This is a genomic window from Vreelandella populi (genome assembly GCF_003989825.1).
GTDB lineage: Bacteria > Pseudomonadota > Gammaproteobacteria > Pseudomonadales > Halomonadaceae > Vreelandella > Vreelandella populi.
Map to the genome: position 1 here is coordinate 139,791 of NZ_RZHE01000002.1, position 23,719 is coordinate 163,509.

Here is a 23,719-nt window from a genome sequence, read left to right on the forward strand (position 1 = left end):
GCTGGCGAGTATGAGGTTTTCCTGCGACTTTCGACCAACGCCAGCGATATGCTTCAAGCTCCCGCAAGTGCTTCGCTTTATTCACTTCCAGGCCAGCGTACTTACTGCGCCAGTTGTAAAAGGTTCTGCTTGAAATATCCAACTTGCGGCAAAGGTAGCCTACCGTGACATCTGCCTCATGTTCCTTGATAGCGCCAGTGATCTACTCTTCGCTATAGCGTGTCTTTTTCATGTGAGATCTCCATCAACAAAGGTTAGCTGGAGCTCTCATCGAGTTCATGGCGTTAGCTTCGGAAGAAGATTGCCCATAGACCGCACCGAGAAACTAAAGAAAAAAAGATATCTGCCGATCTAAAACAGATGGATCAGCTTTCGACCCATAGCTGCCATTGATGACCGGTAGAGACCTCCGCCAAATGCGGACGCCCGAAGTGGCTACTCATCGGAAACCGCTGGTCAGGCCTATGCGGTACTTGAATCTTGCCGATACAAGCGCTGCGAACTGCAACCTAGCCCACTCTTTCCAGCCTGGCGAGTCAACAATGACACACGACCCTGCTCCGATCCCCTCTAATGACGCGGCGCCATACACCGCCATGGCACGCCTGGCATTATGCAGTTTTGTCTATGTCATCTGCGCCTTGTTTCTTATGGCGGGGCTGACGCTGATCTATCTAAGCCTTTCGCTGGATGCACGTGAGGTTCTGCATAGCGAAGCCGACGCAGCCAGGGCGCTGGAGAGCAGGCAGGATAAAATCGGTAAGGTGTTGGCTGATAACGCGTTCTGGATTGATGCCTTTAGCTATACGTACGGCTCCATCAATATGCCGTGGGCCTTTGAGCGTGACAACATCGGCCCATCTCTCTTTTCAACCTATGGCCTGGACGGCGTATTTATCATCGATCCGAATGCGGTGACCCGCTACAGCATCATCGACGGTGAGCTTAGTGACATTGACGCAAGCGAGTGGATAACCGGTGACCTGGCCATCCTGCTTGCCAAAGCACGTAGAGAATCCGCTGAAAATGAAATCGCGTATGCGTATTTTTCCGTAAGAGGAACACCGGCCGTCGTATCTGCCGCGGTGATACGTCCAGACAGTTCCTATGACCAATTCGATCAGCTTTCGTATTTGGTTTATGTCGATGTGCTTACCGATACCAAGCTTATGGTGATCCAAGAGGCCTTTGATCTGCATGGCCTTAAAGCGAACCTGGGAAACATACCTGACGCCCGAAGACCTCAGCTCAGGTTGCAAGAGGATGTTGGCGAGGCTGTAACCTTACAATGGGAAAGTGAGGCGTTGGGTCGGTCGATTCTGAACAAGTTCCTGCCGATGCTGTTCTTGCTTGGCGTGCTGGTTGCCATGTTAGTTAAGAGCCTTCGCAGGCGCATCATTCATGCGAGCGAGATGATCGAGGCGGCTCAGCGTGCCTTACAGATCAGCGAGCAGCGTTTCAAGAATGTATCGGAAGCAGCATCTGACTGGATCTGGGAGACTGATCCGGATCAGAACCTGACCTACCTTTCCGAGCGCTTTACTCAACTAACGGGCTTACCTTGCAACGATTGGGTCGGACGGCCACTGTCAGAACTCTTAACCTACAATACAACAAAGCTGGTGTCCGCGGCAAAGCACTGCAATGCAACCAGACGCAAGCCAATGCTTTGTGAAATGCGTGACACCAACGATAGGCTTCACTATTGCCAATTGTTTGTCCGTGAAGCATGGGTAGGTGATCAGCTTCAGGGGTATCAGGGAACAGTCTGTGATATTACCCAGGAAGTCGAAGCCAAGGCGCACATCGAGTACCTCAGTCACCATGACACGCTGACAGGGCTGGCGAACCGTCGTCACCTTGACCATTACCTTAATGATCGCTTGAACCAAGGGCTGACCGGCGACCGTCCGCTGTTTCTTTTGGCGCTGGACCTTGACCGCTTCAAACCTATCAACGATACCTTCGGCCACACCACTGGCGACCTGGTGCTTCAGGAGGTTGCCAATGCCATCAGCCGCTGCACCCGCGATACGGATCTGGTTGCAAGGCTGGGTGGAGACGAATTTATCGTGGTTGCTACCGATTGCCGTACCTATGAGGATGCAGAGCGCTTGTGCCAACGACTGATTGAGGAAATCAACCAACCGATTCGGATTGACGGGAACGATGTCAGCGTCGGTACGAGTATCGGCATCGCCGCTGCGCCCTATCACGGATTAACTGCTGAAGACCTGTTGCGCTACGGGGACATAGCGCTTTACGAAGCCAAGTCCAACGGGCGCAATCTGTTCCGGTTCTACGAGCCGGTGATGAATGAAAGAATCATGGAGCGCCGTCAGCTGGAGATGGATATGCGCCAGGCCCTGCGCCGGCGAGAGTTCCGTCTCGTTTTCCAGCCACGTTACAATGCAACAACTCAAAAGATTGTAGGGGCTGAGGCGCTGGTGCGCTGGCAGCATCCGACCCGAGATTTACTCAGCCCAGCTTGCTTCATTCCGCTGGCCGAAGAGACAGGCCTGATCTTTGAACTCAGCGACTGGGTGCTGCATGAGGCCTGTCTCAACGCTCTAAGCTGGAACGACAATGTGCTTGTATCGGTGAACCTGTCGCCCTTGGAGTTTCAGCGCAATGATCTGGTGGATCGCATTGCGGCCGTAATTGAACGTACCGGTATCGCGCCACAGCGCCTGGAGCTAGAAATCACCGAAAGCGTTATGCTTGAAGACGCTACCTCTGCGCTGACAATGATGAACAAGCTCAAAGCGCTAGGGGTACGCTTGTCGATGGATGATTTTGGTACCGGCTATTCGTCGCTGGGCTATTTGCGTAGCTATCCGTTCGACGGAATCAAGATTGATCGCAGTTTCATCATGGGCTTGGATCAGTCACAGAGTGGTGAGGCACTAGTAAACGCTATCATCAGTATGGGCCACGCTCTCGCTTTAACCGTTACTGCCGAAGGCATTGAGACCGCAGAGCAACTTGGTAAAGTGGTCGAGCTTGCTTGCGATCAAGCCCAAGGATTTTACCTGGGCCGTCCTGTGTCGCCCATGCTGTTTAGACAAGTTGTCGAGGAAGTGGAGTTAAGCTGAGCATGTCCGGAGACGTTGCTCCAAAAGTGCACAGGGGGTCGCACACGTTTATAATTGTTAAATGATTGATATATAAAAATTTTAAAACATGAATGCCTTATGTTGATTAAATAACGTGTATTTCTGCCGCTAATTCTCGCCTCCAAAGCAACTCAGCTAAGTGATAATAAGCTGGTCCATTAAAAATCATTACAGTGGGGTGGAACTATACGTGCCATCTTACTGCCTATGCCGGCCTAACAGGCCGTTTGATGCCGGTTTCAACAGGTTCGGGTAAAATCCTTGCTTACCATTATTTTGCGGTCTTTTTCGCCGAGGCGTTTAGTGATTAGCCTGGGCACCCTCGGCGTCCTCGCTCTCGGAGGGCTGCTTATACTCGATAATTGCTACGAGTATGAGTCCCGGCTCGCTAACCTTCATGAATCCCTGAACGCCCAGACAACGCTGCTAGCCGAACATGCCCAGCTTTCCTTGGCCGCGGCAGAGACGGTCCTCATCCAGGTTCAAGAAGATATGCTGGACAGGGGGCTGGATACGCTTGCCGCTGATCCTGCGTACTTGCAATCGCTACGTAAGCTGCTCGCACGCACCCCTCAACTGACTTCGCTCATTATCGTGGATTCTCTGGGCCAGGTGCGCCTTTCATCTGTAGAATCGTCTGCGTTGATCGATGTAGGAGTTAGTGACCGAGATTACTTTCAGGCCCATGCCAGCGGGATGTATCAGTATGTCGGCGAGCCGATTATCGGCCGTAGTTCGGGGCGCCCGTTGCTGCCGGTGAGCATCAGAATGGGAGGGCGCCATGGCGAGTTTCAGGGCGTCATCATGGCCTCCTTGAACATCGATTACTTCGAGGCGTTTTACTCAAATGTTCGCAAAGACTCGTATCTACGCCTGGGCATGTTCCGTAACGACGGGACACTACTCACGCTGGTGCCTCCGTTCGTTCACTACCAGACCGAGGCATCGAAAGCGGCCCTGGCCGCCGAACTCGGTGATTACAAAGTACGGACTTGGCTGAATGCCTCGCCGCTGGATGGTGTGACGAAGTACACCAGTTTCCGCCGGTTGAACGGATACCCCGTCGTAGTGACGGCCTCCTACGATTATGGCTCGTTTATGCAGGGGCTTTATCCGACGTTTATGCGCAACGCTCTGGTTTTCATTCTGCTGACGTCGGGCACTGTGGTCATGGTTCGCTTTATCAATCGCGCTATGCATACGGCCGACAAGGCGCGTAAGGGCGAGCTGCGAATTGCCCGCCTGAGTCAGGCTATTGCTCATCACCTGCCCAACGGTCATGTCGTCGTGTTCGATCAGGAACTGCGTATCGTTTTCGCCGAGGGTCAATTCAGCCGCCTGCATCCGGTGTTCAGCGAGGAGGATGCCCAGGGGAGGCAATTGTGTGAATTCTTTCCTCAAGTGATCTGCACCCAGCTTGAACTCATGGCCCAGCAGGCACTGGCCGGTGATGAATCCGAGGCGGAGGTTACCTGGGGGCTCTACGAGCTGCGGGTTTTCAGCGTGCCCCTCCGGGACGATAACGATGAAATCAGTAGCGGATTGTTTCTGACCCAGGACATTACCGAGCTCAAGGAGACGCAGCGCTCCCTGGAAAGACTCTCAGCCACTGATGGCCTGCTGGGCATCGCCAACCGGCGTGAGTTCGAACGTGTTCTCGGCGAGGAGTGGCGACGCGCCTTGCGTAGACAACAGCCCATCAGCTTGTTAATGGTCGATGTAGATTACTTCAAGCGCTACAACGATACCTACGGTCACCCGGAAGGTGACCACTGCCTACAGCAGGTGGCAGACTTGCTTCGCAATATTGTCCAACGCCCCGGCGATCTGGTCGCCCGCTACGGTGGGGAGGAAATGGCAATTCTGCTGCCGGATACCCCCCGAGCCGGGGCTCTTTACGTCGCGCAGCAGCTTCATGCTCGGCTGGCCGAGCGCAATCTTCCCTTCGCCAACTCGCCGGGAGCCTCGCATGTGACGGTTAGCATCGGCGTTGCCACGCATGTGCCGGCGTCGCAGGAAGAACGCTCTACCTTGGTTAGCATGGCAGATGAGGCACTGTATCGAGCCAAACAGCAGGGGCGAAACCGGACAGCTACACCGCCTAGGGAATTATGGGCCGTTGCCGCCGACTGAAGCGGTAACCTGTGGTTGTATGGCTCAAAGTTATCCCCTTTTAACTTAGCTTTATTAGCGCGACGTCCGGGGGGGCAGATCGTCCTCGCTTACGAATTAGACCTAAAGAACGTACCTTCAACACCCATACATATCCGTGTCATAGAGCTCGACACTAGGTCAAACCGTGAAGCTGATTAGACGGATACCCATTTTTTTCAACGTAAGTAACCAGCATGGACAGCGGTAATGGCTCTGCAATGAAGTAACCTTGTGCCTCGTCGCATTGGGTTTGGCAGAGCAGGTCGAGAGTAGCCTTGTCTTCGACTCCTTCGGCAACGACATGCAATCCTAGCGCATGAGTCATGTCCGATAACGCTTTCATGAAACCGTGCCCGTGCGGTTCCGAGGCGTTGGGTGTAATGAATGTACGATCCAGCTTCACGACGTCGATTGGAAACTGCTGTAGATAGGAAATTCCGGCGTGACCAGCTCCGAAATCGTCAACCGCCAAGCGCACGCCAAGCGCCTTCAATTGCTGCATAGCCAGGGTCGAGGCTTGCATGTCATGGATGAAAGCGCCCTCGGTCAGTTCAAGTTCCAGGCATGTTGGCTGCATACCCGCCTGATCAAGGGCATGCTGGACCTGCGCGACCAAATTTGGCGAGAGCAACTGTTTAGGTGAAAGGTTCACCGATACGCACAGTTGATAGCCAAGGCGAGTGCTCAACCCTTGTATATCTAAACAGGCCTGCCTTAGTACCCAGATGCCTAATTCATCGATCAGCCCAGTTTCTTCAGCGATCGAGATGAAGTCAGATGGTAGCACCAGACCGCACTCGGGATTGTTCCATCTTACTAATGCCTCAACACCCATCAGCTTTTCAGAAGGCAGTTCAATCCTTGGTTGGTAATGAAGCACGAACTCGCCTCGGTCAAGCGCGCCGCGCAGAGCTATTTCGAGCGCCATGCGCTTTTTCATCTCGATGCTCATTTCTTCCGAGAAAAAGCCGTAGCGGTTTCCCCCCTCGGCCTTGGCCCTGTACATGGCGATGTCTGCATTCTGAATGAGAATATCTTTACTTTGACCATCCTCTGGATACATGCAAATCCCGATGGAGGCGCTGGGAAACAGCTGATAATCGCTTACATCTACCGGCAGGGCTAACGTCTCTACCAGCTTCTTTGCGATTGATTCTACAGAGAGTTTTCCTCGCTGAGCGTGCGCAATGACTACAAACTCATCCCCTCCAAGGCGAGCAACGAGATCGCCGATGGGCAACGCGGCTTGCAGGCGCTTGGCAATCTGACACAGCATTTCATCGCCTGAACCGTGTCCCAGCGAGTCGTTGATATGTTTAAATCGATCAAGGTCAATTAACATCACAGCGATCGGGGTATCAGAGGGGGTGAAGCTCAAAAGAGCCTCCAGATGCTCGTTCAAATACGCTCGGTTGGGAAGACCCGTTAGTCCATCATGTGTCGCCATGTGATGCAGGCGTTGTTGGGACTCTATACGCTCCGTGATATCCGTGTAGCTACCTGCCCACTCCTTCACAGCGCCTGATGCATCCACGATGGGTACGGCGTGAAACATCATGTGACGAAACTCACCATCTGCACGCCTCAAGCGTACTTCATCTTGCAGAGAAACCGCTTCTTGGCGCATGCGAGCAATTAGAGTCAACATGAATGCGCGGTCATCCGGATGAATTGCATCAAGCCACCCCATGCCTTCGGCCTGTTCGCGGGTAAAGCCCGTGAAACTCGTCCATTCAGGTACGGGAGTGAATACTTCGACTTCACTTGAAGTTGTCCAGATAATCGCATTCGTCGCGTTCACGAGGGATCGGAAACGCAACTCGGCTCTGTTTCTTTCCTCAGTTTCCCGATAGCGTTCGATGATCAACGAAGCTGTATTGGCTACCAGCTGGATGGACGCAGTTTCTTCTTCGGTTGGCCCGCGCTTTTCTCGACAATAAAGCGGCATGACGCCCTGAAGGCAGCCTTTGGTTGAAAGCAAAGGCACTAGCCAGCAAGCTTGCCGCCCAAGGGGCATCATGAGGCGAAAGAATTGCTTGCCTAGTTCATCCTGGGTGGTATCGGTGATGATCGACGAAGCAAGGAACGTTAAGTTGTCACAGAAAGCGGTACTAGTTCCGGCGGCTAAGCCATCAATTGATCGGTGGTACTCAGGCGGTATTGACGGGGCCACGCACATGGTTAGGCGAAACTGATCAGCATCGAGCAGCATCACGGAAGCCAGTAGGCCGGAGCCGGATGGTTCTTCAACGAGATGACAGAGAAGGCCTAATATTTCTTTGAGCGGTGCACCACTCATAGCCAGTTCAAGAGCCTGTCGTTGCCCATGTGCAGCAACTTCAGCGTACTTTCTTGACGTGGCGTCCTGGGTAAAGCCATACACGTTCTCGATCTGGCCATCTTCACCTTGCGAGAAACCATTTACGGAAATCCAGCGCACATCGCCAGGGGTTCTCACCAGCCGGCACTCGTAGCGGTAGCAATCTGCCTTCAATAGCATGCTTTCGGTGATGCGCTCAGCTGCTTGTCTGTCATCAGGGTGAAGCGCCTCAAAAAATTCTTGTAGGGTACGAATGCCTTCAAAAATCTCAGAATCTGATCCAAAGGTTAAAGCGCCTGTATCAGTGTCTAGTTCCCACTCATAGACGTCGGCTTTTCCCAAGGTAAAACGGAAACGCTCCGGAAGGTCGGTAAGTAAGCGGGTACGAGCTGCAGAAAAGGGCATGACTCAACTCCATCTGCAGACGCATCGAGACAAGACCAAGCAAATGTTCAGGATAAACATCGTACGATGTCACTATGACGGCGTCGCAGTATTGACGAAAAAGTTGGGAGAAATTTGTAGCAGTTTATCTTCACTGCTTTCAGACGTTACCGCATTCCTCTCCTCAGGGGATCGGACCTTATCAATCTTTCATGGCAAACGCCATAGGAATGGCTCCTAGGATGGCAGTTGTTCTTCTGGCTCATGACGTGCTTCTGTAGGCTGTTGGTTTTGTCTGTGTCCGTATAGCCGAGCACCATAGTTACTACAGTTTTTGTCATGACGCGATGAGGTCGACGCCGTGTAGACCGTGTTTTGCGCAGTAACCTCTTTATTGGTGATGCATCGTAAGGATGCCGGTATGATGTCGCCCGGAAGTGATCGTGGGGCGGATCTTGGCGTGCCGACGCTGGAACATAATCCAGAAAATATGAGGTAGAAGCGCGTCCACTGTTCCAATAATACTTGTATAAAAGGAAGCCTTTTCAAATGGCGAACGCTATAACGCTAAAGCAGCAAGCTGAGCAAGAACACTTTATGAGCCGAAAGGTCCTTCCCTGTTTAAGTGTGTTTGCGGTTATCTATTTAGTATCCATAGCGTTCGGTTACCATATTAATGCGATAGTGTTGGCTATCGTGCTGATGGTGATGCTGTGCTTGTTGAAAATACCGGTTGCTATCGCCCTGATTTCATCGGCACTGCTGGGAGCCTTGCATAGCGGGTTATCCATGAGCGAGGCCGTTGATACCTTCAATGACAACCTGTTAATGGGGGCGCAGGTCGGCGTTACCTACATTATGATTGGTGCCTTTGCGGTTGCCATTGCGCGAAGTGGGTTGGTGGATCTGCTTGCTTATAAGATCGCCTCACAGCTTGACCTTAACGTGGGTGCCACAAATAAAGGCGTAAAGTGGATGTTGCTTTTAGCGTTGGTAGCCGCTTCCATCATGTCCCAGAATCTAGTGCCTGTGCATATTGCGTTTATCCCTATCCTTATCCCGCCTTTGCTTGGTGTGATGAACAAGCTGCGTATGGATCGCCGTGGCATCGCGTGTATTCTTGCCTGCTCGATGAGCGCTAGCTATTTGTTATTACCCACTGGGTTTGGGGCCATCTATTTAAATGAAATACTGCTGGCCAACGTTAATAGTGTTGGTCAGGCCTACGGAATGTCGGCTACGGCGGGCATGGTGCTGGAAGCTATGGTACTACCGGTAATGGGCATTCTGTTAGGCATGCTCGTAGCCGTTTTTTATACTTATCGTAAGCCGCGCAGTTATCAAGACGCTTTATCTACTACGCTTCAAACCGAAAAACCATTAAAACCGCTTAACTTTAAACAGATTATCTTCACGGTAGCAGCACTGGTTGTGGCACTGATTTGCCAACTGCAATTTGACTCATTGTTAATAGGCGCAATGATCGGTTTTATGATTTTGAGTGCCGCAGGCATCTTTCGCTGGAGTGACCAGGATGATGTTTTCACGGAAGGCTTACGCATGATGGCGCAAATTGCCGTTATTATTACGTTTGCTTCCGGCTTCTCCGGGATTTTAAACGCAACGAATGAAATTGCTCCCTTGGTTTCGGCTACGGCTGATTTTATTGGCGACAATATGGTGCTTGGCGCTGCATTAATGCTTGTCGTTGGCTTATTTATCACCATAGGATTTGGCGACTCTTTCGCTAGCGTGCCTATCCTTGCGCCTATCTATGTGCCTTTAGCGATCACGCTAGGCTTCTCGCCGGTAGCGACGATTGCCCTGTTAGGAGCTGCCGCGGCACTGGGTGATGCTGGTTCCCCAGCGTCTACTATTACGCTAGGTGCTACCGCTGGCCTAAACGCCGATGGGCAACACGATCATATTAGCGATAGTGTGATTCCTACGTTTATTCATGCCAACTTTGGCATGCTGATATTTGCTTGGGTCGCGGCATTGATGCTGTGACGTGTGAAAGTCCACTCGCCATCTGCTCATCCATCAGCCAACTTTGTAAAGGGAGCTAACCATGCTTTTCCCCAAACGTATTGCCATCAAGCTGCTTACTCTTACGTTGGCGCTATTTCCCTCTGTACTGCTTGCCCAGGATGCGCATATTGGCAGCGTGCGTACTGAATTTCGCATGCTGGGGCCGAACAATACCATTGAAGTGGAGCGCTTCGACGACCCCAAGGTGCAGGGTATCTCCTGTTATATTTCCTACTCTCAGGTTGGCGGAATCTCTGGCGCGGTGGGGCTTGCCGAGGAAGCCAGTGAGGCAAGCGTTGCCTGTCGGCAAACGGGGGAGATTATCTTTAATCCAGCTGAGGTAGAAGGGCAGGAGGTGGTGTTTACCCAGCGTCGCTCGGTACTTTTCAAGAACATGCGCGTGGTACGCATGCACGACGCTGAAACCGAGACCTTTGTGTACCTGACCTATAGCACCAAGCTGGTGGATGGCTCGCCTAAGAATGCGGTGACGGCGGTGCACTATGGCGACCTAACGCCAGCCCAATAGCCGGGTGGGCACTTGAGCAACTAGGGTTAACGGGGTTGGCCCAAGGCCTGGGTCCAGTAAGTGGTGTAGCGAGAATCGGGATTATCGGCTTTGGCCATGCCCATCTGGGTAAAGGCGCCGTTCATGATATTACTGCAGTGGCCGGGGCTTTGCAGCCAGCCGTCGACTGCGGCAGTAGCTGACATATGGCCCGCAGCAATATTTTCCCCCACGGCGCGCCATACATAGCCTTGCTCCTCCACACGCTGCTCAATACCCACGCCTTCGGGGCTTGTGTGGCTGAAGTACTCGTTCTCGGCCATATCCTCAGAGTGCTCTTTGGCCGCATCGTGCAGTTTGCAACTCCAGGTGAGCGGTTCTACTGAATCAAAGGATTGCTCGCCGCACTGGCGGGCTTCGCTTCGCGCCTCGTTGACCAGGTCAAGCACCTCCAGCTGTTGTTCGGTGGGCTCGCATTCGGCGGATGAGTTGCCTTGTTGCGCATCATCAGACGCCCACGCCGTGCCTGTGCCGATCAACACCAAGGTCATGAAACGAAAAAGCGCCCTGTGAGCGGGGCGCTTTGCAGATGAATTAACCGCCGAATTTTTCATTTTCACCAAGATTCGGTTTGGCATCTTTTTTCAGGTTCGCCTTGGCAATCTCGTAGAGCTGGTAGGTTTTGCTCTCTTTGGATTTCCAGTGTTCGCCCATCTCTACCTTGATTTCCAGCAGCGTAACGTCCGGATCATCCTTGCCTTCCGGGAACCAGGCGGCCACGAAGGGGTTCCAGTACTTGTGGATCAGCTCGCGGTTATCGTTCAGGTTGGCCTTGCCGGAAAGCGAGACATACACGCCGTCTTCCTGGTCTGAGAAGCTCAGGCAAACATCGTGATCACTTTCGGTTTCAAAAACCTTTTCGGCGCTGCGGCGGGTATAGAACCACAGCGTGCCGTCATACTCTTCTTGCACCAGATGCATGGGACGCGCACGGGGGGTGTCGTGGTCCAAGGTCACCAGCATGCCGACTTTAATATCCTTGATCATCTTCCAGATCTTCTGCTTATGTTCCGGGCTGGACATAGCGCCACTCTCCTTATGAATAAGTACTTTGATTAGTCAATCCTTCAGCATGACTAAAAACAGCCTAGCCAGCATTGGTGATATCGGCAAACGCTCGCGGTAACAAAGCGGCAGGGCTAAAGTGAAAATGCGTAAGTGGCTACCGAAGGAGATTGCCATGTTCGTAAAGGTGGGATCACAAGGAACAAGATTAAACTTCCCAAGCGGGGGAGGAGCCGGTTATGCCGCTACTCTGGTCGCCATATTGCTGCTTGCTGGTTGTGCAACAGGGGAGCGCGCCGATTCGCAAACCAGTATGCGAGGCGCGGCCGCTGAGTATTGTGAAAGCATTGGCGGGCAAACCGAGGTGCAAGAAACACGCTTAGGTAGCGGCCGGTATTGTCGTTTACCGGGCGGGCAGCTTGAAAACGAGTGGATGCTTTACCGCTCCGAGCGGCTTGATAACGATTAGAAATACTTTAATCACTACGCTTCGCGCTATAAAGAGCGTTTTATTGACGCAGCTCATGCATTGGCCTTACAGAAGCTGATATTTTAAAGATGCATTTTAAATGAACCTTTAAAGCTACTGAAAAGAGGCCGCTATGCTCACACCGGCACAAGAACAGATCATTGCCGCCACTGCCCCCGTGGTAGCGGAGCATCTCAATACGATTACCGCTCGTTTTTATCCCTTGATGTTCGAGCGCTACCCACAGGTCAAGGCACTGTTCAATCAGACACACCAGAAGGATGGTGGCCAGCCGCGTGCGCTGGCGGCTTCTATTCTTGCCTATGTGGGCGTGCGCCAGAACCCAAAAACGGCGCGGCAGATCATGGAAACCGTGGTGAACAAGCATGTGTCGCTGGATATTCAGCCCGAGCACTATCCTATCGTTGGTGAGTGCCTGATGGTCGCCATCGGTGAGGTGCTTGGCGACGCCGTAACCACAGAGGTTGCCGATGCCTGGGGTGCGCTATATCAGGAGCTGGCCGATCTGCTTATCGATCTTGAAGCGCAGCGCTACCAGGAATTTGAACAAAAGCCCGGCGGCTGGCGGGGCACACGGCGTTTTCGTATTGCCGATATGCATCAGGAAAGCCGCGTTATCCGCTCGTTTATTCTTGAGCCTGAAGATGGCGGGCCGGTGGCTGACTATACGCCAGGACAGTACATCGGGGTGAAGCTGAACATTGATGGCGTGCAAGCCTTTCGCCACTACAGCCTTTCCGATGTGCCTAATGGTCGCTCCTACCGATTATCCATCAAGCGGGAGCCGTACGGGGTGGCAAGCCGCTTTTTTCATGACCAGCTAGCGGTAGGCGATGTCATCGAGCTATTACCCCCTGCTGGTGAGTTAACGCTCAAAGCCGGCGACGAGCCGCTATTATTAATCAGCGGTGGTATCGGCCAGACTCCGTTATTGCCGATTGCCAAGCAGGCGTTAAGCCAGGGTCGCCGGGTTACGTACCTACATGCGGCTATCGATATGGACAGCCGTGCGTTTGCTGAGGCTATCGATGAGCTGGCCGCCTCCTACCCGAGTCAGTTAACCGTGGTTACCGTGTTTGAACAGGGCAGCCAGGGGGATCATCAGGGGCGGATAAACCAGGACCTGCTGGCCAAGTATCTGGTGCCGAACACCCGCTGCTACTTTGTTGGCCCCCATGGCTTTATGGAAGCGATCAATCAAAGCCTGGCGCTTTTGGGAGTAGCGGAGACACACCGCCATTTCGAGCATTTCGGCCCGGCGAAAGCGCTAAATGCCGCCTAGCCCAACCGCCCCCTTCGCATGAGGATTGGTGCGTAAGGGGGCTGCCTTGAAGTTATAGCACGTTTTTCTCTTCGGCCAACTGCCAGATATCTTCCCACTCCCAGCCATCCTTCTGGATATAAGCGAGCAATACTTTTTGGGATTGCTCGCTTAACCCCTCCTGCATCTGTTTTTGTGATGTATCGAACCCCGGTAAGGTTTTGTAGGCCTCAAGAGCTGGAAAAGGCGGCAAATGCGTTGCAGCGTGGATAAACGCACTATCCAACGTATCAAGAAATTGATCGATAACGCGCAACGTTATAGTGAACTGGGTGTGGGTTGAGGCATTAAGATCAGGATTGGCGATGGTCGCCAGTATAAGCGCCTGATAAAGCCGGGCTAACGCCAACGGTAGTGACTTCTGGCTACTACCTGCGTGGTAATAGTGAAGGATAGGGTAGGCGAGGTGCTGTTGACCAAGTATGCTGATGGTTTGCTGGATAGGCGATAACTGCTGGCTTAGGCTGGTAAATTTTCCGTTGTCATGCGTAGTGTTAAGAACTTCTAACGGGCTTTCTCCTAGCGCACTGATGGACAGCGCCAGATGACGTTTTTGGGTAACGTTAGAAACGATATTAAGCATGTAGGTAATCGACAGCGTAAACAGAAAAAAGCCGTTTGCCGCTGCCAAAGTAGGCACCAGGCGCCAGCGATCATTGCCCGGTACAAAATCGCCATAGCCCAGTGTGGTAAGGGTGTAGCCGGTAAAGTAGATACGTTCGACCAAACTAGCCGATGCCTGGGTGTTGGCATTCACAACAGCATCTGACCCGCCGCAGAAAACCAATAGCCAGCCCAGCCATAACGTCATTACCCAGACTAAAATAAGCCCGACCGTGATCCAGGGACCTGTAGCGGCGAGTAGCCAATGGCAGCGTCGGGTTCGATGGATAGATAACAGTATCGACCAAACGATACTAATCAGACGATTAGTGATAGGGCCCGAGTGAGAAGCGGAAAGGGTAGTACGAATAGCATCGTAATTGGCCAGAGAAACAAGAAGAACCCCTATTACGCCAGCCAGTGTGTTTCCTGTCATATAAAGCGTCCTTTCTATCTGTTATGGCGATGTTGGCTGGCTACATCTGTTGATTTATGGCGGATTGGCGTTAGCAGGAGAAAGACTGTGTTCTTCATTGGGCCAGGCAGTAACGACTACTTCATAAATACGCCAGTCGTAATTATTAAGGTGTCGGGAGGCATCTTTAAGATGACGTGCCAGGTCATCATTGCTATGCGGCGTCACAAAGGCTTCACCGCTGAAGATTGGGCCCTCTTCGCGCAGGCGTACCGAGGCAGCGGCTACCCAGGGCATAGCACAAAGCTCGGCTTCAAGCGCTTCTTCCATGTACTCCGGTTCTTCTTGAGACGTAAAATGAGGACGACGATCGAGCAAGTCTCCTATGGCCTCCTTTAAGTTGATAATTCCGTCTCTTGTAACATCAAGGGCGATAATGGCCGCCGCAACAGCATCAGCCCACCAAAAACCGGCTCCCACACCCAGCACACCCACAATGGCAGCCAGTCCCGTCATCCAGTCGGCTTTGCTCATTTTTCCGTCAGCAAACACGGTCTTTTCATGCACTTTTGCGGCGGCTTTAATCTGTAAACGGCCGATGATGACAGGCGGAATAACACTGTAGATAAGCACGCCAACCATCAGCCAGCCCATCCATATCGTCTCACCAAACAGAGTAATGGCGCCGATACTCGGGTGCTCTTGTTGGGCAAGCTTTAATAACGAATCCCCCAGTAGAAACAGGCCCATCGCGCTTAGTGCAGTCGCTGTGCATAAAAAGGCGATAATAGTGGCGCGTTGATACCCATATGGGTATGTCTCGTTAGGTGGGCGTTTGCGAAATCGGACGGCCAACAAGAAGGCGATAGGCGGAATGAGTGAAAGCATGTCTTCCAACCACGCGACTTTCATTGCTTGGCTGTTCCCCAATACCGTACCCAGTATCGCGACGATGGAAATACGAAACGCTAAATTCCACCATTCAAGGCGGATGAGATAGTTGAGATCCTGCTGTTTATCCGGTGGCAGGCGATAAAGCTGACGTATTTTCATTGGCCTGCCTCCAGCCGTTGGAGGCGTTGTTCAATATCAGGGTAGCTATTTAGATGCCGCTGCACGGCCAGCATCCAGGCATTTTCCCCTTTGGGTAGCGCCATTACATGATGGTCGGTCGCGATTTCCCAATCGCCTACCTGATAGCCATACGCCTTAAGCCACCATGAGGGGTTAGCGACCGCTTCATTGTGTTTACCAAGGTCAGAGGTAGGGTGAGGGATCGCGCCCTCTTTTTTAAGCGCTTGAGCAATATGGTTGACGACGGGAACGGCAACCTCCACATCCTCCAGGTTGCTGGGTAAGGAAGTGCCTTCGGGCACACCGACTCTATATTGGCTCTGATAGTAAGCCCTGGTCGGCGTGGCGAGAGCGCTTACATTTGAATCCTGGGTAAGCCCACCGATCACCAAGTCCAGCTGGTAATGGGATAGCGCAGCTAGCAGATTACCCTCGCTATCCCAGTGCCAGTTAATGGTGGCATCCATATTTTCTGCAAGCGCACGGATGATTTCGACTTCCAATCCAGCCGGGCCCTGATCGGTATTGATGACCCAAGGTGGGTTTTCGGAAAGACCGATGTTCAGCTCACTGCCCTGCATATCCGTCATGGGGCGTTCAATATTGACTGGGTAGCGGCAACCTGCCAAAGCTAACACTGCGAAAACGATCAGTATGCTGGGCTGAAAAACGAATTGTGTAAAGCTATCCCTGCTTTGCATCATATAGCCGCTTCCGTTAGGAGGGGATCCATATAACAAACTAGTAATATGGCCTATAAAAAAGTGAGCATGGGGTCGCTCAAGCCCTGCTCACTTTATAAGTTAGACGTAATGAGTTGTTTTTCAAATTAATTGCAAAGCACAACGGTATGCTGGGTTTAGCTGCGATTGCATTTTAGGCAACCATGGATGCGCATAGACTAGCGCAGCGATGACACGCTTGAGCGCACTCCTGGCAATGCTCGGCTTCATGCTGGCCGCATTCATCACCGCACTTTTGACAGATATCAGCACAGAGCTGACAGATATCTTGGGCATATTCGCTGCCTTGGGCCATAAAGGCGACGGCTAGACGACAGATTTGCGCACATTGTATATCTAGCCGAACACATTCAGCCATGTTTTCAAGATTGGATTCCTGAAGACAAGAAGCAGCGCAGTTATCGCAATAGACTGCACATATATTGCAGGCTTCGATGCACTCTTTAAAATTCTGTATGTTCATAGCAAATTCTCCCCTGTTAAATATACGCCTTTAAGTTGAGGGCAGCTTATAAAATAATGAATGGATAATTTTTATTTTATAAGTTACTTGATAATAGAGTCTGAATTAAGTTTTTGCGTAAGATGAAATAATGTTTAACTTGTTTTAAAGTCAATAATTTAGGAGGGTATGGTCTAGAAGGATTGTTAAATATAAACTTGCTGTGCAAGAAAATACTTTATTCGTAGCGAGACTGTTATTTTTTTGATATGCGAGTAATTTAATTTTAAACGCAAGAGCAATTTTCTTTGACGCTCTTGCAATCTTTAATAGGTAAATAACTTAAAGCTTTTGCTTGATCAGGCACGCTGAGATTAAATCCTTGAGATTAGTGAAGCCCAACAGACTCAGAGTCCTGTCTACCTCTCCTCGCAGCAAGTTCAGCGCATGCTGCGTACCCGCCTGGCCTCCAGCCGCCAACCCGTAAAGCGTAACTCTACCCAGCCAGACGGCATCGCCCCAGCGCCTTGATGGTATCGGTGCCGCGCTGAAAGCCGCGATCAACGAACAGGTGGCAGTGCTCACTTGAGGCGAGTTTTAAATCCCCATCACGCGTCAGTATGCCGTTAAATCCTGTTGGGCCAATCGCCATTGGCATTTGATAAGAACGGCCAAATAATGTCGTGCTTAAATCCCGCTATCCACGTTTGTCATGGTTCTGGGTTCAAACAGATGTTGATCGAACACAGTGCGATTATTACGCAGCGTATGTTCATCATCGCTTCCGCCATAAACATACTCGAATACGAAGTTCGACAGTCTTTTTCTGGCGCTGCGTTACAAGCCTTCAATATTAAAAGATTTTTTGTAGTTTTAACCCGTATAAAGCTGGCGTTTCATTCAGAGTTACCTTCAACCAAAGTATAGAGTGGCGGGGCTTTTGTTTATCTCGCCATACTACCATACTAGTTGTATCAGTTAGGGCCTAGGCCCCTTCATCCAGGCTGCTGCAAATGAGCAACATCAATACTAAGTTACAAGCACTATGGCAGGAGACGTCGGAGACCGAGTCGGTGCGCCAACGTCTTTACCATGTATTGCGCCAGTCAATCATTCAGATGCTGCTGCCGCCTGGCAAAGCGCTTTCTGAAAAAGAAGTAGCGGATGCCTTTTCGGTCAGCCGCCAGCCGGTACGCGAAGCCTTTATTCGCCTTTCTGAAGCGGGGCTTGTCGAAGTCAGGCCTCAGCGTGGTACCTATGTGGTCAAGATCTCCCAGGCCGCGGTGCTGGAAGCGCGCTTTGTACGTGAAGCGGTAGAAGTGGCCGTGGTGCGTCAGGCAACAGCCAAGGGGCTGCCACCCGAGGTACTGACAGAACTGCACGATTTGCTTGAGCGCCAGCGTCGCTGCATCGAACCTCATGACACCATTCGCTTCTACCAGCTAGATGAACGCTTTCACAAGACGTTGTCGCTGGGTGTTGGGCAGCAGTCCGCCTGGAAGGTCATCGAAGAGGTGAGGGCACAGCTGGACCGCGTACGCTATCTGAGCGTCCCCGATACCACGCCGATTGCCCGGCTGATTGACCAGCACGTCGATATTGTGGCCGCGATTGAAGACCGCGATATAGCACTTGCCGAGCAAGCCATGCGACGCCATCTGCGTGAGATTTTTGTTTCTCTTCCCGATCTAGTTCAGCGGTTTCCCGAGATGTTCGATGCTCAGGAAACAATATCCCTCATTGAGGAGGCAATCCCATGAAAATCGAACATGCTTATACCATTGTTACCTCACCGGGGCGCAATTTCGTCACCTTGAAGATCGTCACGGACGAAGGCACCTACGGTATCGGGGATGCTACGCTCAATGGCCGGGAAATGGCCGTGGTGGCCTACCTAGATGAGCACGTCATACCTGCCTTGATTGGCCGTGACCCGCAGCGCATCGAGGATATCTGGCACTACCTGTATCGTGGCGCCTACTGGCGTCGTGGTCCGGTCACCATGAGCGCGATTGCCGCGGTAGATATGGCGCTTTGGGACATCAAGTCAAAGCTTGCCGGCATGCCGCTTTACCAGCTGCTCGGTGGCAAGAGCCGTGAGCGCGTGATGGTATATGGCCATGCCACGGGGCGCGATATCGAGTCATGTCTTGACGAGGTCGCCCGCCATGTAGATGAAGGCTACAAAGCCGTGCGCGTACAGGCAGGCGTACCGGGAATCGCCAGTATTTATGGTGTTGCCAAGAAAGATGGCGAGCCCTACGAGCCTGCAGATGCCGATTTGCCCGCCGAGCACGTGTGGAGCACCAGCAAGTATTTGAACCATGTGCCCAAACTTTTTGCTGCCGTACGTGAGCGCTTCGGTGACGATTTGCATATCCTGCACGATGTACACCACCGTTTGACGCCCATTGAAGCTGCCCGCTTAGGCAAGGAAGTTGAGCCTTATCACCTGTTTTGGCTTGAAGACTGCGTACCGGCTGAAAACCAGGAAGCGTTTGGCCTTATACGCCAGCACACCACCACGCCGCTGGCCGTGGGCGAAGTGTTCAATAGTCTGTATGACGCTAAATCGCTGATTGAAAACCAGTGGATTGACTATATTCGCGCCACGCTTACTCACGCAGGCGGTATCACTCATGTACGCCGAATTGCTGATTTAGCGGGCCTTTATCACGTGCGGACTGGTTTCCACGGGCCGACCGATCTTTCCCCGGTTTGCTTGGGATCGGCTATCCATTTTGATACCTGGGTGCCCAACTTTGGTATTCAGGAGTACATGCCTCATACCAATGCGACTAACGAGGTGTTCCCTCACGATTACCGGTTTGAGGATGGCCACTTTATCGTCGGTGAAACGCCGGGGCACGGCGTCGATATCGACGAGGAGCTTGCCAAACAGTATCCCTACAAGCGCGCCAGCCTGCCGGTCAACCGGTTGGAAGACGGCACCCTCTGGCATTGGTGATCTAAAGAACGGGTAAGGAGTTTCGCATCCATGAAAGCATTTCAGGTCAATGCACCTCACGACTTCAAGGTCGCCGAGGTTGAAGTTCCCACTCCGGCGGCGGGCGAGGTGCTGGTACGCGTGGCGTTCGCTGGCATCTGCGGATCGGACATGCATATCATCCACGGCGACAACGCCTTCGTGCGCTTTCCACGCATTACCGGGCATGAGTTTTCCGGCGTTGTGGAGGCACTGGGTGAGGGCGTACCGGATGTGAGCGTCGGCGATCGTGTCTGCGTCGATCCCGTCATCAGCTGCGGCACCTGCTATCCGTGTCGCATCAACCGCCCCAACGTGTGCAGCGCCCTGGAAGTGATCGGCGTGCACCGCAACGGCGGTTTTGAGGAGTTCGTCTCCGTGCCGGCGGCCAACGTGCACCAGGTGCCTGAGCATATTTCGCTGGACGCCGCCGCACTCGTCGAGCCTTACACCATCGCCGCCAACGTGCTGGACCGCATGCAGCCGCACCGCGGCGACCGGCTTCTGATTCTGGGCGCCGGCATGATCGGCATGACCATCCTGCAGATGGCCCGCGCCATGGGCATCGACGAGATCATCGTCACCGACGTGATTGACGAGCGGCTGGCTGCGGCCAAAGAGTTGGGGGCTACTCACGTGCTCAACAGCCGCACCCAGGATGTAGAAAAAGAGATTCTGGCGCTGACCGAAGGCGAGGGCGTGCCGCTGATTGCCGATGCCGCCTGCGTGCCGGCGCTACTGCCACAGATGCTGCGCCTGGCGTCGCCCGCTGGGCGAATCGGCCTGCTCGGCTTCAGCGTGCAGCCAAGCGATCTGATACAGCTGGAAGTGATCAAGAAAGAGCTGACCCTGGTCGGCTCGCGGCTCAATAACCGAAAGTTTCCGGAGGTGCTTGCGCTCATGGCAAGTGGCAAGCTGGACCCGCTGGCGCTCGTTAGCCACCGGTTACCGTTAAGCGAGATGCCCGACGCCATCGATATGCTCGACCACCGCCCTGAAGAAGCCCGCAAGGTACTGATTCAGATCAGCGCCTGAGAGGCACGCCAACTCACCACGCTATCTCACTAATCTGTTTCAAAAACAGTCAAGCGCGACTAACAACCTATAACGCGAAAGTGCAGGAGTGATAAAAATGATCAAGAAGCTATTAACCAGTGCCGTACTTGCAACGATGGTATTCAGCGCGCAATCGGCGCTGGCTGCTGATTACACATTACGCTTTGGGCATCTGGCCAACGAACAGAATATCTGGCACCAGGCGGCCGAGAAGTTCAAGGAGGAGGTAGAAGCCAACTCTGACGGGCGTATCGAGGTGCGGCTCTATCCCAGCGAGCAGCTGGGCAGCGAAATGGACGTGATCAACAGCATCCAGCTGGGCACCGCGGACATGACCATTACCGGCGAGAGCCTACAGAACTGGGCGCCTAAGGCCGCCATGATGGCCGTGCCCTACGCTTTCCGCGACTCCGAACACCTTCACAACGCGGTGAACGGCGAGATTGGTGCTGAAATCGAAGAGCAAATCATCGAGCGTACCAACCTGGTGCCGCTGGCCTGGTTCGAGCGCGGCGCCCGCGAGCTGACCTCCAACCGGCCCATCCGCACGCCAGAAGAGCTGGATGGCCTGCGCTTGCGCGTGCCTAACGTGCCGCTGTTCGTGGACACCTGGCAGGCCATGGGCGCACGCCCTACGCCCATGGCGTTCAGCGAAGTATTTACCGCTCTTCAGCAGAACACCCTTGAAGGCCAGGAAAACCCCCTGAGCCTGATCGAGAGTGCCAGCTTCAACGAGGTGCAGGACTACGTCAACATGACCGGCCATGTACGCAGCTGGATCTACGTAGTGATCGGCCGCAACCAGCTGGAAAAGATGCCTGATGAGCTGCAGCAGGTAGTGCGTGATGCGGCCGAGACCATGCAGGCCTTTGAATCCGAGCTGTTCGTTGAAGACCAGGAACGTCTGGAGCAGGCACTTCAGGAGCGTGGCATGGAATTCATCGAGGTGGATGTAGATGCCTTCGCTGAAGCGGCCCGTCCGGCGGTACTGGAAGCACTGACGCCCGAACAGCGTGAGCTTTTCGACGCCATTCAAGACCTGTAAGACCGTTGGTAACGAGGATGGGCTGGCCGCGTGCCGGCCCATCTTCAGTTTGCAATTTCTGTCTGCAAGAGCTGTTTGTCCCACGAGGATACGTTTATGAGCTCGGATCAAAAAGCGCTTGAGCAAGAAGCGTTGGAGAGTCTGGATGCGATGTCGACGGTGCCCAAGCTGCAAGGCCCCGTCGGGCGCCTGATCGGCTGGGTGGATACCTGTTTTCTGACGCTGGCGGTGCTTGCGCTGATCGCCATTGCGGGTACGGTGCTGCTTCAGGTGTGCTCGCGGCTGTTCCTGCCGATCTCCATTTCCTGGACCGAAGAGCTTTCGCGCTATCTGTTCATCTACATGGTGGCGCTGTCAGTGGGCGTGGTCATGCGTCAAAACCGCAATATCAGCGTCGAGCTTTTCCATCATATGCTGGGTCCACGCATGAAAGCGGCGTTTCAAGCGCTGATCTGTTTGATGATCGGCGTGTTTGCTTTTCTGGTGCTGCCCTACGCCTGGCAGTATGCCCAGAACGGCACCTGGCAGACTTCGCCGACGCTGCGCGTTCCCATGCTGTATATCTTTTTCTCGACGGTCGTGACCTATGCGCTGCTCCTGCTCTACAGCGCGCTGGGGTGTCTTGAGGGAATCCTCGCGATGTGTCGCTCCTCTGCCCCCCGTGAACAGGAGTCCTGAGCATGGAAGTCATCATTTTATTCAGCGTTTTTCTAATACTGCTGGTCGTGGGCATGCCCATTGCCTTCGCCCTCGGCATCGCATCAACTGCCTATCTGCTGATGGAAGGCATTTCGCTGACCATTGTGCCTCAGCGCATGTACGCGGGCATCGATACCTTCGTTCTGCTATGTATTCCGGGCTTTGTGCTGGCCGGTAATCTGATGAACGTGGGTAATATCACCGAACACATCGTGCGCTTTTCCAATGCCTTGCTTGGGCATATCCGTGGCGGACTAGGGCTTGCTAACGTGGGCGGCTCAATGATTTTTGGCGGCATTTCCGGCACTGCCGTAGCAGATTCTGCCAGTATCGGCTCGGTGATGATCCCCGGCATGGCGAAGGCTGGTTACGATAAGCCGTTTGCGGCGGCCGTTACGGCTGCATCTTCGACCGTGGGGCCGATTATTCCACCTAGCGTACCCATGATTATCGCGGGTTCATTAAGCGGTATTTCGGTTGGCCGAATGTTTCTGGCGGGTGCGGTTCCAGGCCTTCTGATGGGGCTTGCCATGATGGTGACGGTATACATTCTGGCCGTTCGCCGGGGCTATCCCAAAGAGAAGCGGGTACCGGTCATGCAGCTTCTGCGCGAAGCCAAAACGGCTTTCTGGGCGCTACTAATGACCGTAATTATTCTCTACGGCATTATTGGCGGCTTCTTTACCCCCACTGAAGCCTCGATTGTGGCCTGCCTTTATGCGCTGGTGGTGGGCATGTATGTCTATAAAGGGCTTACCTGGAGAAAGCTGCCCGCGATTCTGGTCGATACCGTTCTGACTTCGTCGGCGCTGCTGCTGATGGTAGGCCTGGCCAACCTGTTCGGCTGGATCCTGACCAGCGAGCAGATCCCGCAGATGATCGCCACACTGATTCTCTCCATCAGCGAAAACCCGCTGATCGTACTGCTGATTCTGAACCTGATCCTGCTGTTCGTTGGCGCCTTTATGGAAACTATCGCCGCGCTGATCATTCTGTTCCCCGCATTAGTGGGCGTTGCCACTGGCGTTGGCGTGGACCCGGTGCACTTTGCCGTAATTGCGGTACTTAACCTGATGATCGGTCTGACCACACCGCCGGTTGGCGTATGTCTGTTTGTGGTGGCGGGTATCGGCAAGCTGCCCATGCTGACGGTTGCCCGTGCGATTGTACCTTTCCTGCTGTGCAACCTGACGGTGCTGATGCTGGTGACCTACGTGCCGGCCATTTCGCTGTGGCTGCCCAATCTGTTGATGGGGAGTAACTAGGC

22 protein-coding genes and 1 pseudogene are annotated in these 23,719 nt (G+C 53.2%); 12 read left to right on the top strand and 11 right to left on the bottom strand.

Features of this window, described 5'->3' with window-relative positions; all coding sequences use genetic code 11:
* Positions 1-25 precede the first annotated feature (25 nt).
* Positions 26-202, bottom strand: a pseudogene (locus tag ELY25_RS17930) (transposase); the annotation flags it as partial.
* A 340-nt stretch (positions 203-542) separates the two neighbouring features.
* Between ELY25_RS17930 and ELY25_RS00555 the strand changes: the two are divergent.
* Positions 543-3,095, top strand: coding sequence for a bifunctional diguanylate cyclase/phosphodiesterase (locus ELY25_RS00555; RefSeq protein ID WP_126949363.1), 2,553 nt, complete (start codon positions 543-545; stop codon positions 3,093-3,095).
* Between the two features lie 324 nt (positions 3,096-3,419).
* Positions 3,420-5,249: a diguanylate cyclase gene (locus tag ELY25_RS00560; protein ID WP_185856191.1), complete on the top strand. Its 1,830-nt coding sequence runs from the start codon at positions 3,420-3,422 to the stop codon at positions 5,247-5,249.
* Positions 5,250-5,403: 154 nt separating this feature from the next.
* Here the strand turns inward: ELY25_RS00560 and ELY25_RS00565 are convergent, their stop codons facing one another.
* Entirely contained in the window at positions 5,404-7,995 is a 2,592-nt protein-coding gene (locus tag ELY25_RS00565; RefSeq protein WP_126949365.1) for a bifunctional diguanylate cyclase/phosphodiesterase, read from the bottom strand.
* A gap of 651 nt (positions 7,996-8,646) precedes the next feature.
* Here ELY25_RS00565 and ELY25_RS00570 point away from each other — a divergent pair.
* Entirely contained in the window at positions 8,647-9,984 is a 1,338-nt protein-coding gene (locus ELY25_RS00570) for a Na+/H+ antiporter family protein (protein ID WP_126949565.1), read from the top strand.
* A gap of 61 nt (positions 9,985-10,045) precedes the next feature.
* A complete protein-coding gene (locus ELY25_RS00575; protein ID WP_126949366.1) occupies positions 10,046-10,534 on the top strand; it encodes a CreA family protein in 489 nt (162 codons plus the stop codon).
* Between the two features lie 26 nt (positions 10,535-10,560).
* On the opposite strand, the gene ELY25_RS00580 is transcribed toward ELY25_RS00575, so the two are convergent.
* Positions 10,561-11,064, bottom strand: coding sequence for a CAP domain-containing protein (locus ELY25_RS00580; RefSeq protein WP_236995605.1), 504 nt, complete (start codon positions 11,062-11,064; stop codon positions 10,561-10,563).
* 43 nt (positions 11,065-11,107) lie between these two features.
* Positions 11,108-11,596, bottom strand: a complete 489-nt coding sequence (locus ELY25_RS00585; protein WP_126949367.1) for a pyridoxamine 5'-phosphate oxidase family protein — start codon at positions 11,594-11,596, stop codon at positions 11,108-11,110.
* Between the two features lie 157 nt (positions 11,597-11,753).
* On the opposite strand from ELY25_RS00585, the gene ELY25_RS00590 reads away from it, so the two are divergent.
* Together ELY25_RS00590 and hmpA are read left to right on the top strand one after the other, a co-directional pair.
* Complete coding sequence (locus ELY25_RS00590; RefSeq protein ID WP_126949368.1) at positions 11,754-12,047, top strand: putative hemolysin; 294 nt, start codon at positions 11,754-11,756, stop codon at positions 12,045-12,047.
* A gap of 133 nt (positions 12,048-12,180) precedes the next feature.
* Positions 12,181-13,350 carry an NO-inducible flavohemoprotein gene (gene hmpA / locus ELY25_RS00595; RefSeq protein WP_126949369.1) on the top strand — a complete coding sequence of 390 codons (1,170 nt, stop codon included), beginning with the start codon at positions 12,181-12,183 and terminating at the stop codon, positions 13,348-13,350.
* A 52-nt stretch (positions 13,351-13,402) separates the two neighbouring features.
* Here hmpA and ELY25_RS00600 read toward each other — a convergent pair whose 3' ends face one another.
* From ELY25_RS00600 to ELY25_RS18085, 7 genes are all read right to left on the bottom strand, one after another.
* Positions 13,403-14,428, bottom strand: a complete 1,026-nt coding sequence (locus ELY25_RS00600; RefSeq protein ID WP_126949370.1) for a potassium channel family protein — start codon at positions 14,426-14,428, stop codon at positions 13,403-13,405.
* Between the two features lie 54 nt (positions 14,429-14,482).
* The gene (locus ELY25_RS00605; protein WP_126949371.1) at positions 14,483-15,460 is read right to left on the bottom strand and encodes a cation diffusion facilitator family transporter; all 978 of its coding nucleotides are present in this window, start codon (positions 15,458-15,460) and stop codon (positions 14,483-14,485) included.
* Positions 15,457-16,071, bottom strand: a complete 615-nt coding sequence (locus ELY25_RS00610) for a transporter substrate-binding domain-containing protein (RefSeq protein WP_236995606.1) — start codon at positions 16,069-16,071, stop codon at positions 15,457-15,459. Before ELY25_RS00610 ends, ELY25_RS00605 begins: the two co-directional genes overlap by 4 nt.
* 286 nt (positions 16,072-16,357) lie before the next feature.
* Positions 16,358-16,687 (bottom strand): four-helix bundle copper-binding protein, encoded by a 330-nt coding sequence (locus ELY25_RS18155; protein ID WP_126949372.1) that lies wholly within the window; start codon positions 16,685-16,687, stop codon positions 16,358-16,360.
* 321 nt (positions 16,688-17,008) lie between these two features.
* Positions 17,009-17,230: an alpha-hydroxy-acid oxidizing protein gene (locus ELY25_RS17935; protein ID WP_272482554.1), complete on the bottom strand. Its 222-nt coding sequence runs from the start codon at positions 17,228-17,230 to the stop codon at positions 17,009-17,011.
* Positions 17,163-17,318 carry a hypothetical protein gene (locus ELY25_RS18080; RefSeq protein ID WP_260578818.1) on the bottom strand — a complete coding sequence of 52 codons (156 nt, stop codon included), beginning with the start codon at positions 17,316-17,318 and terminating at the stop codon, positions 17,163-17,165. The genes ELY25_RS17935 and ELY25_RS18080 overlap by 68 nt, the downstream gene beginning before the upstream one ends.
* A 35-nt stretch (positions 17,319-17,353) precedes the next feature.
* Positions 17,354-17,485 (bottom strand): alpha-hydroxy-acid oxidizing protein, encoded by a 132-nt coding sequence (locus tag ELY25_RS18085; RefSeq protein ID WP_260578829.1) that lies wholly within the window; start codon positions 17,483-17,485, stop codon positions 17,354-17,356.
* A 194-nt stretch (positions 17,486-17,679) separates the two neighbouring features.
* Here ELY25_RS18085 and ELY25_RS00625 point away from each other — a divergent pair, with 194 nt between their 5' ends.
* From ELY25_RS00625 to ELY25_RS00650, 6 genes are all read left to right on the top strand, one after another.
* Complete coding sequence (locus ELY25_RS00625; RefSeq protein ID WP_126949373.1) at positions 17,680-18,426, top strand: GntR family transcriptional regulator; 747 nt, start codon at positions 17,680-17,682, stop codon at positions 18,424-18,426.
* Positions 18,423-19,634, top strand: coding sequence for a D-mannonate dehydratase ManD (gene manD, locus ELY25_RS00630; protein WP_126949374.1), 1,212 nt, complete (start codon positions 18,423-18,425; stop codon positions 19,632-19,634). The genes ELY25_RS00625 and manD overlap by 4 nt, the downstream gene beginning before the upstream one ends.
* Before the next feature lie 30 nt (positions 19,635-19,664).
* The gene (locus ELY25_RS00635; protein ID WP_126949375.1) at positions 19,665-20,687 is read left to right on the top strand and encodes a Zn-dependent oxidoreductase; all 1,023 of its coding nucleotides are present in this window, start codon (positions 19,665-19,667) and stop codon (positions 20,685-20,687) included.
* A 97-nt stretch (positions 20,688-20,784) separates the two neighbouring features.
* Complete coding sequence (locus ELY25_RS00640) at positions 20,785-21,753, top strand: TRAP transporter substrate-binding protein (RefSeq protein WP_126949376.1); 969 nt, start codon at positions 20,785-20,787, stop codon at positions 21,751-21,753.
* 96 nt (positions 21,754-21,849) lie between these two features.
* The gene (locus ELY25_RS00645; RefSeq protein ID WP_126949377.1) at positions 21,850-22,431 is read left to right on the top strand and encodes a TRAP transporter small permease; all 582 of its coding nucleotides are present in this window, start codon (positions 21,850-21,852) and stop codon (positions 22,429-22,431) included.
* A gap of 2 nt (positions 22,432-22,433) precedes the next feature.
* On the top strand, positions 22,434-23,717 hold the full coding sequence (locus ELY25_RS00650; protein WP_126949378.1) for a TRAP transporter large permease: 1,284 nt from the start codon (positions 22,434-22,436) through the stop codon (positions 23,715-23,717).
* Positions 23,718-23,719 lie beyond the last annotated feature (2 nt).

What these genes read in the sequence shown, in the direction of transcription:
- ELY25_RS00555 (WP_126949363.1), top strand. Translation starts at nt 543, where the DNA reads ATGACACACGACCCTGCTCCGATCCCCTCTAATGACGCGGCGCCATAC.
- ELY25_RS00565 (WP_126949365.1), bottom strand. Translation starts at nt 7,995, where the DNA reads ATGCCCTTTTCTGCAGCTCGTACCCGCTTACTTACCGACCTTCCGGAG.
- ELY25_RS00575 (WP_126949366.1), top strand. Translation starts at nt 10,046, where the DNA reads ATGCTTTTCCCCAAACGTATTGCCATCAAGCTGCTTACTCTTACGTTG.
- ELY25_RS00580 (WP_236995605.1), bottom strand. Translation starts at nt 11,064, where the DNA reads ATGACCTTGGTGTTGATCGGCACAGGCACGGCGTGGGCGTCTGATGAT.
- ELY25_RS00585 (WP_126949367.1), bottom strand. Translation starts at nt 11,596, where the DNA reads ATGTCCAGCCCGGAACATAAGCAGAAGATCTGGAAGATGATCAAGGAT.
- ELY25_RS00590 (WP_126949368.1), top strand. Translation starts at nt 11,754, where the DNA reads ATGTTCGTAAAGGTGGGATCACAAGGAACAAGATTAAACTTCCCAAGC.
- hmpA (WP_126949369.1), top strand. Translation starts at nt 12,181, where the DNA reads ATGCTCACACCGGCACAAGAACAGATCATTGCCGCCACTGCCCCCGTG.
- ELY25_RS00600 (WP_126949370.1), bottom strand. Translation starts at nt 14,428, where the DNA reads ATGACAGGAAACACACTGGCTGGCGTAATAGGGGTTCTTCTTGTTTCT.
- ELY25_RS00605 (WP_126949371.1), bottom strand. Translation starts at nt 15,460, where the DNA reads ATGAAAATACGTCAGCTTTATCGCCTGCCACCGGATAAACAGCAGGAT.
- ELY25_RS00610 (WP_236995606.1), bottom strand. Translation starts at nt 16,071, where the DNA reads ATGACGGATATGCAGGGCAGTGAGCTGAACATCGGTCTTTCCGAAAAC.
- ELY25_RS18155 (WP_126949372.1), bottom strand. Translation starts at nt 16,687, where the DNA reads ATGAACATACAGAATTTTAAAGAGTGCATCGAAGCCTGCAATATATGT.
- ELY25_RS18080 (WP_260578818.1), bottom strand. Translation starts at nt 17,318, where the DNA reads ATGGCGATTGGCCCAACAGGATTTAACGGCATACTGACGCGTGATGGG.
- ELY25_RS00625 (WP_126949373.1), top strand. Translation starts at nt 17,680, where the DNA reads ATGAGCAACATCAATACTAAGTTACAAGCACTATGGCAGGAGACGTCG.
- manD (WP_126949374.1), top strand. Translation starts at nt 18,423, where the DNA reads ATGAAAATCGAACATGCTTATACCATTGTTACCTCACCGGGGCGCAAT.
- ELY25_RS00635 (WP_126949375.1), top strand. Translation starts at nt 19,665, where the DNA reads ATGAAAGCATTTCAGGTCAATGCACCTCACGACTTCAAGGTCGCCGAG.
- ELY25_RS00640 (WP_126949376.1), top strand. Translation starts at nt 20,785, where the DNA reads ATGATCAAGAAGCTATTAACCAGTGCCGTACTTGCAACGATGGTATTC.
- ELY25_RS00645 (WP_126949377.1), top strand. Translation starts at nt 21,850, where the DNA reads ATGAGCTCGGATCAAAAAGCGCTTGAGCAAGAAGCGTTGGAGAGTCTG.
- ELY25_RS00650 (WP_126949378.1), top strand. Translation starts at nt 22,434, where the DNA reads ATGGAAGTCATCATTTTATTCAGCGTTTTTCTAATACTGCTGGTCGTG.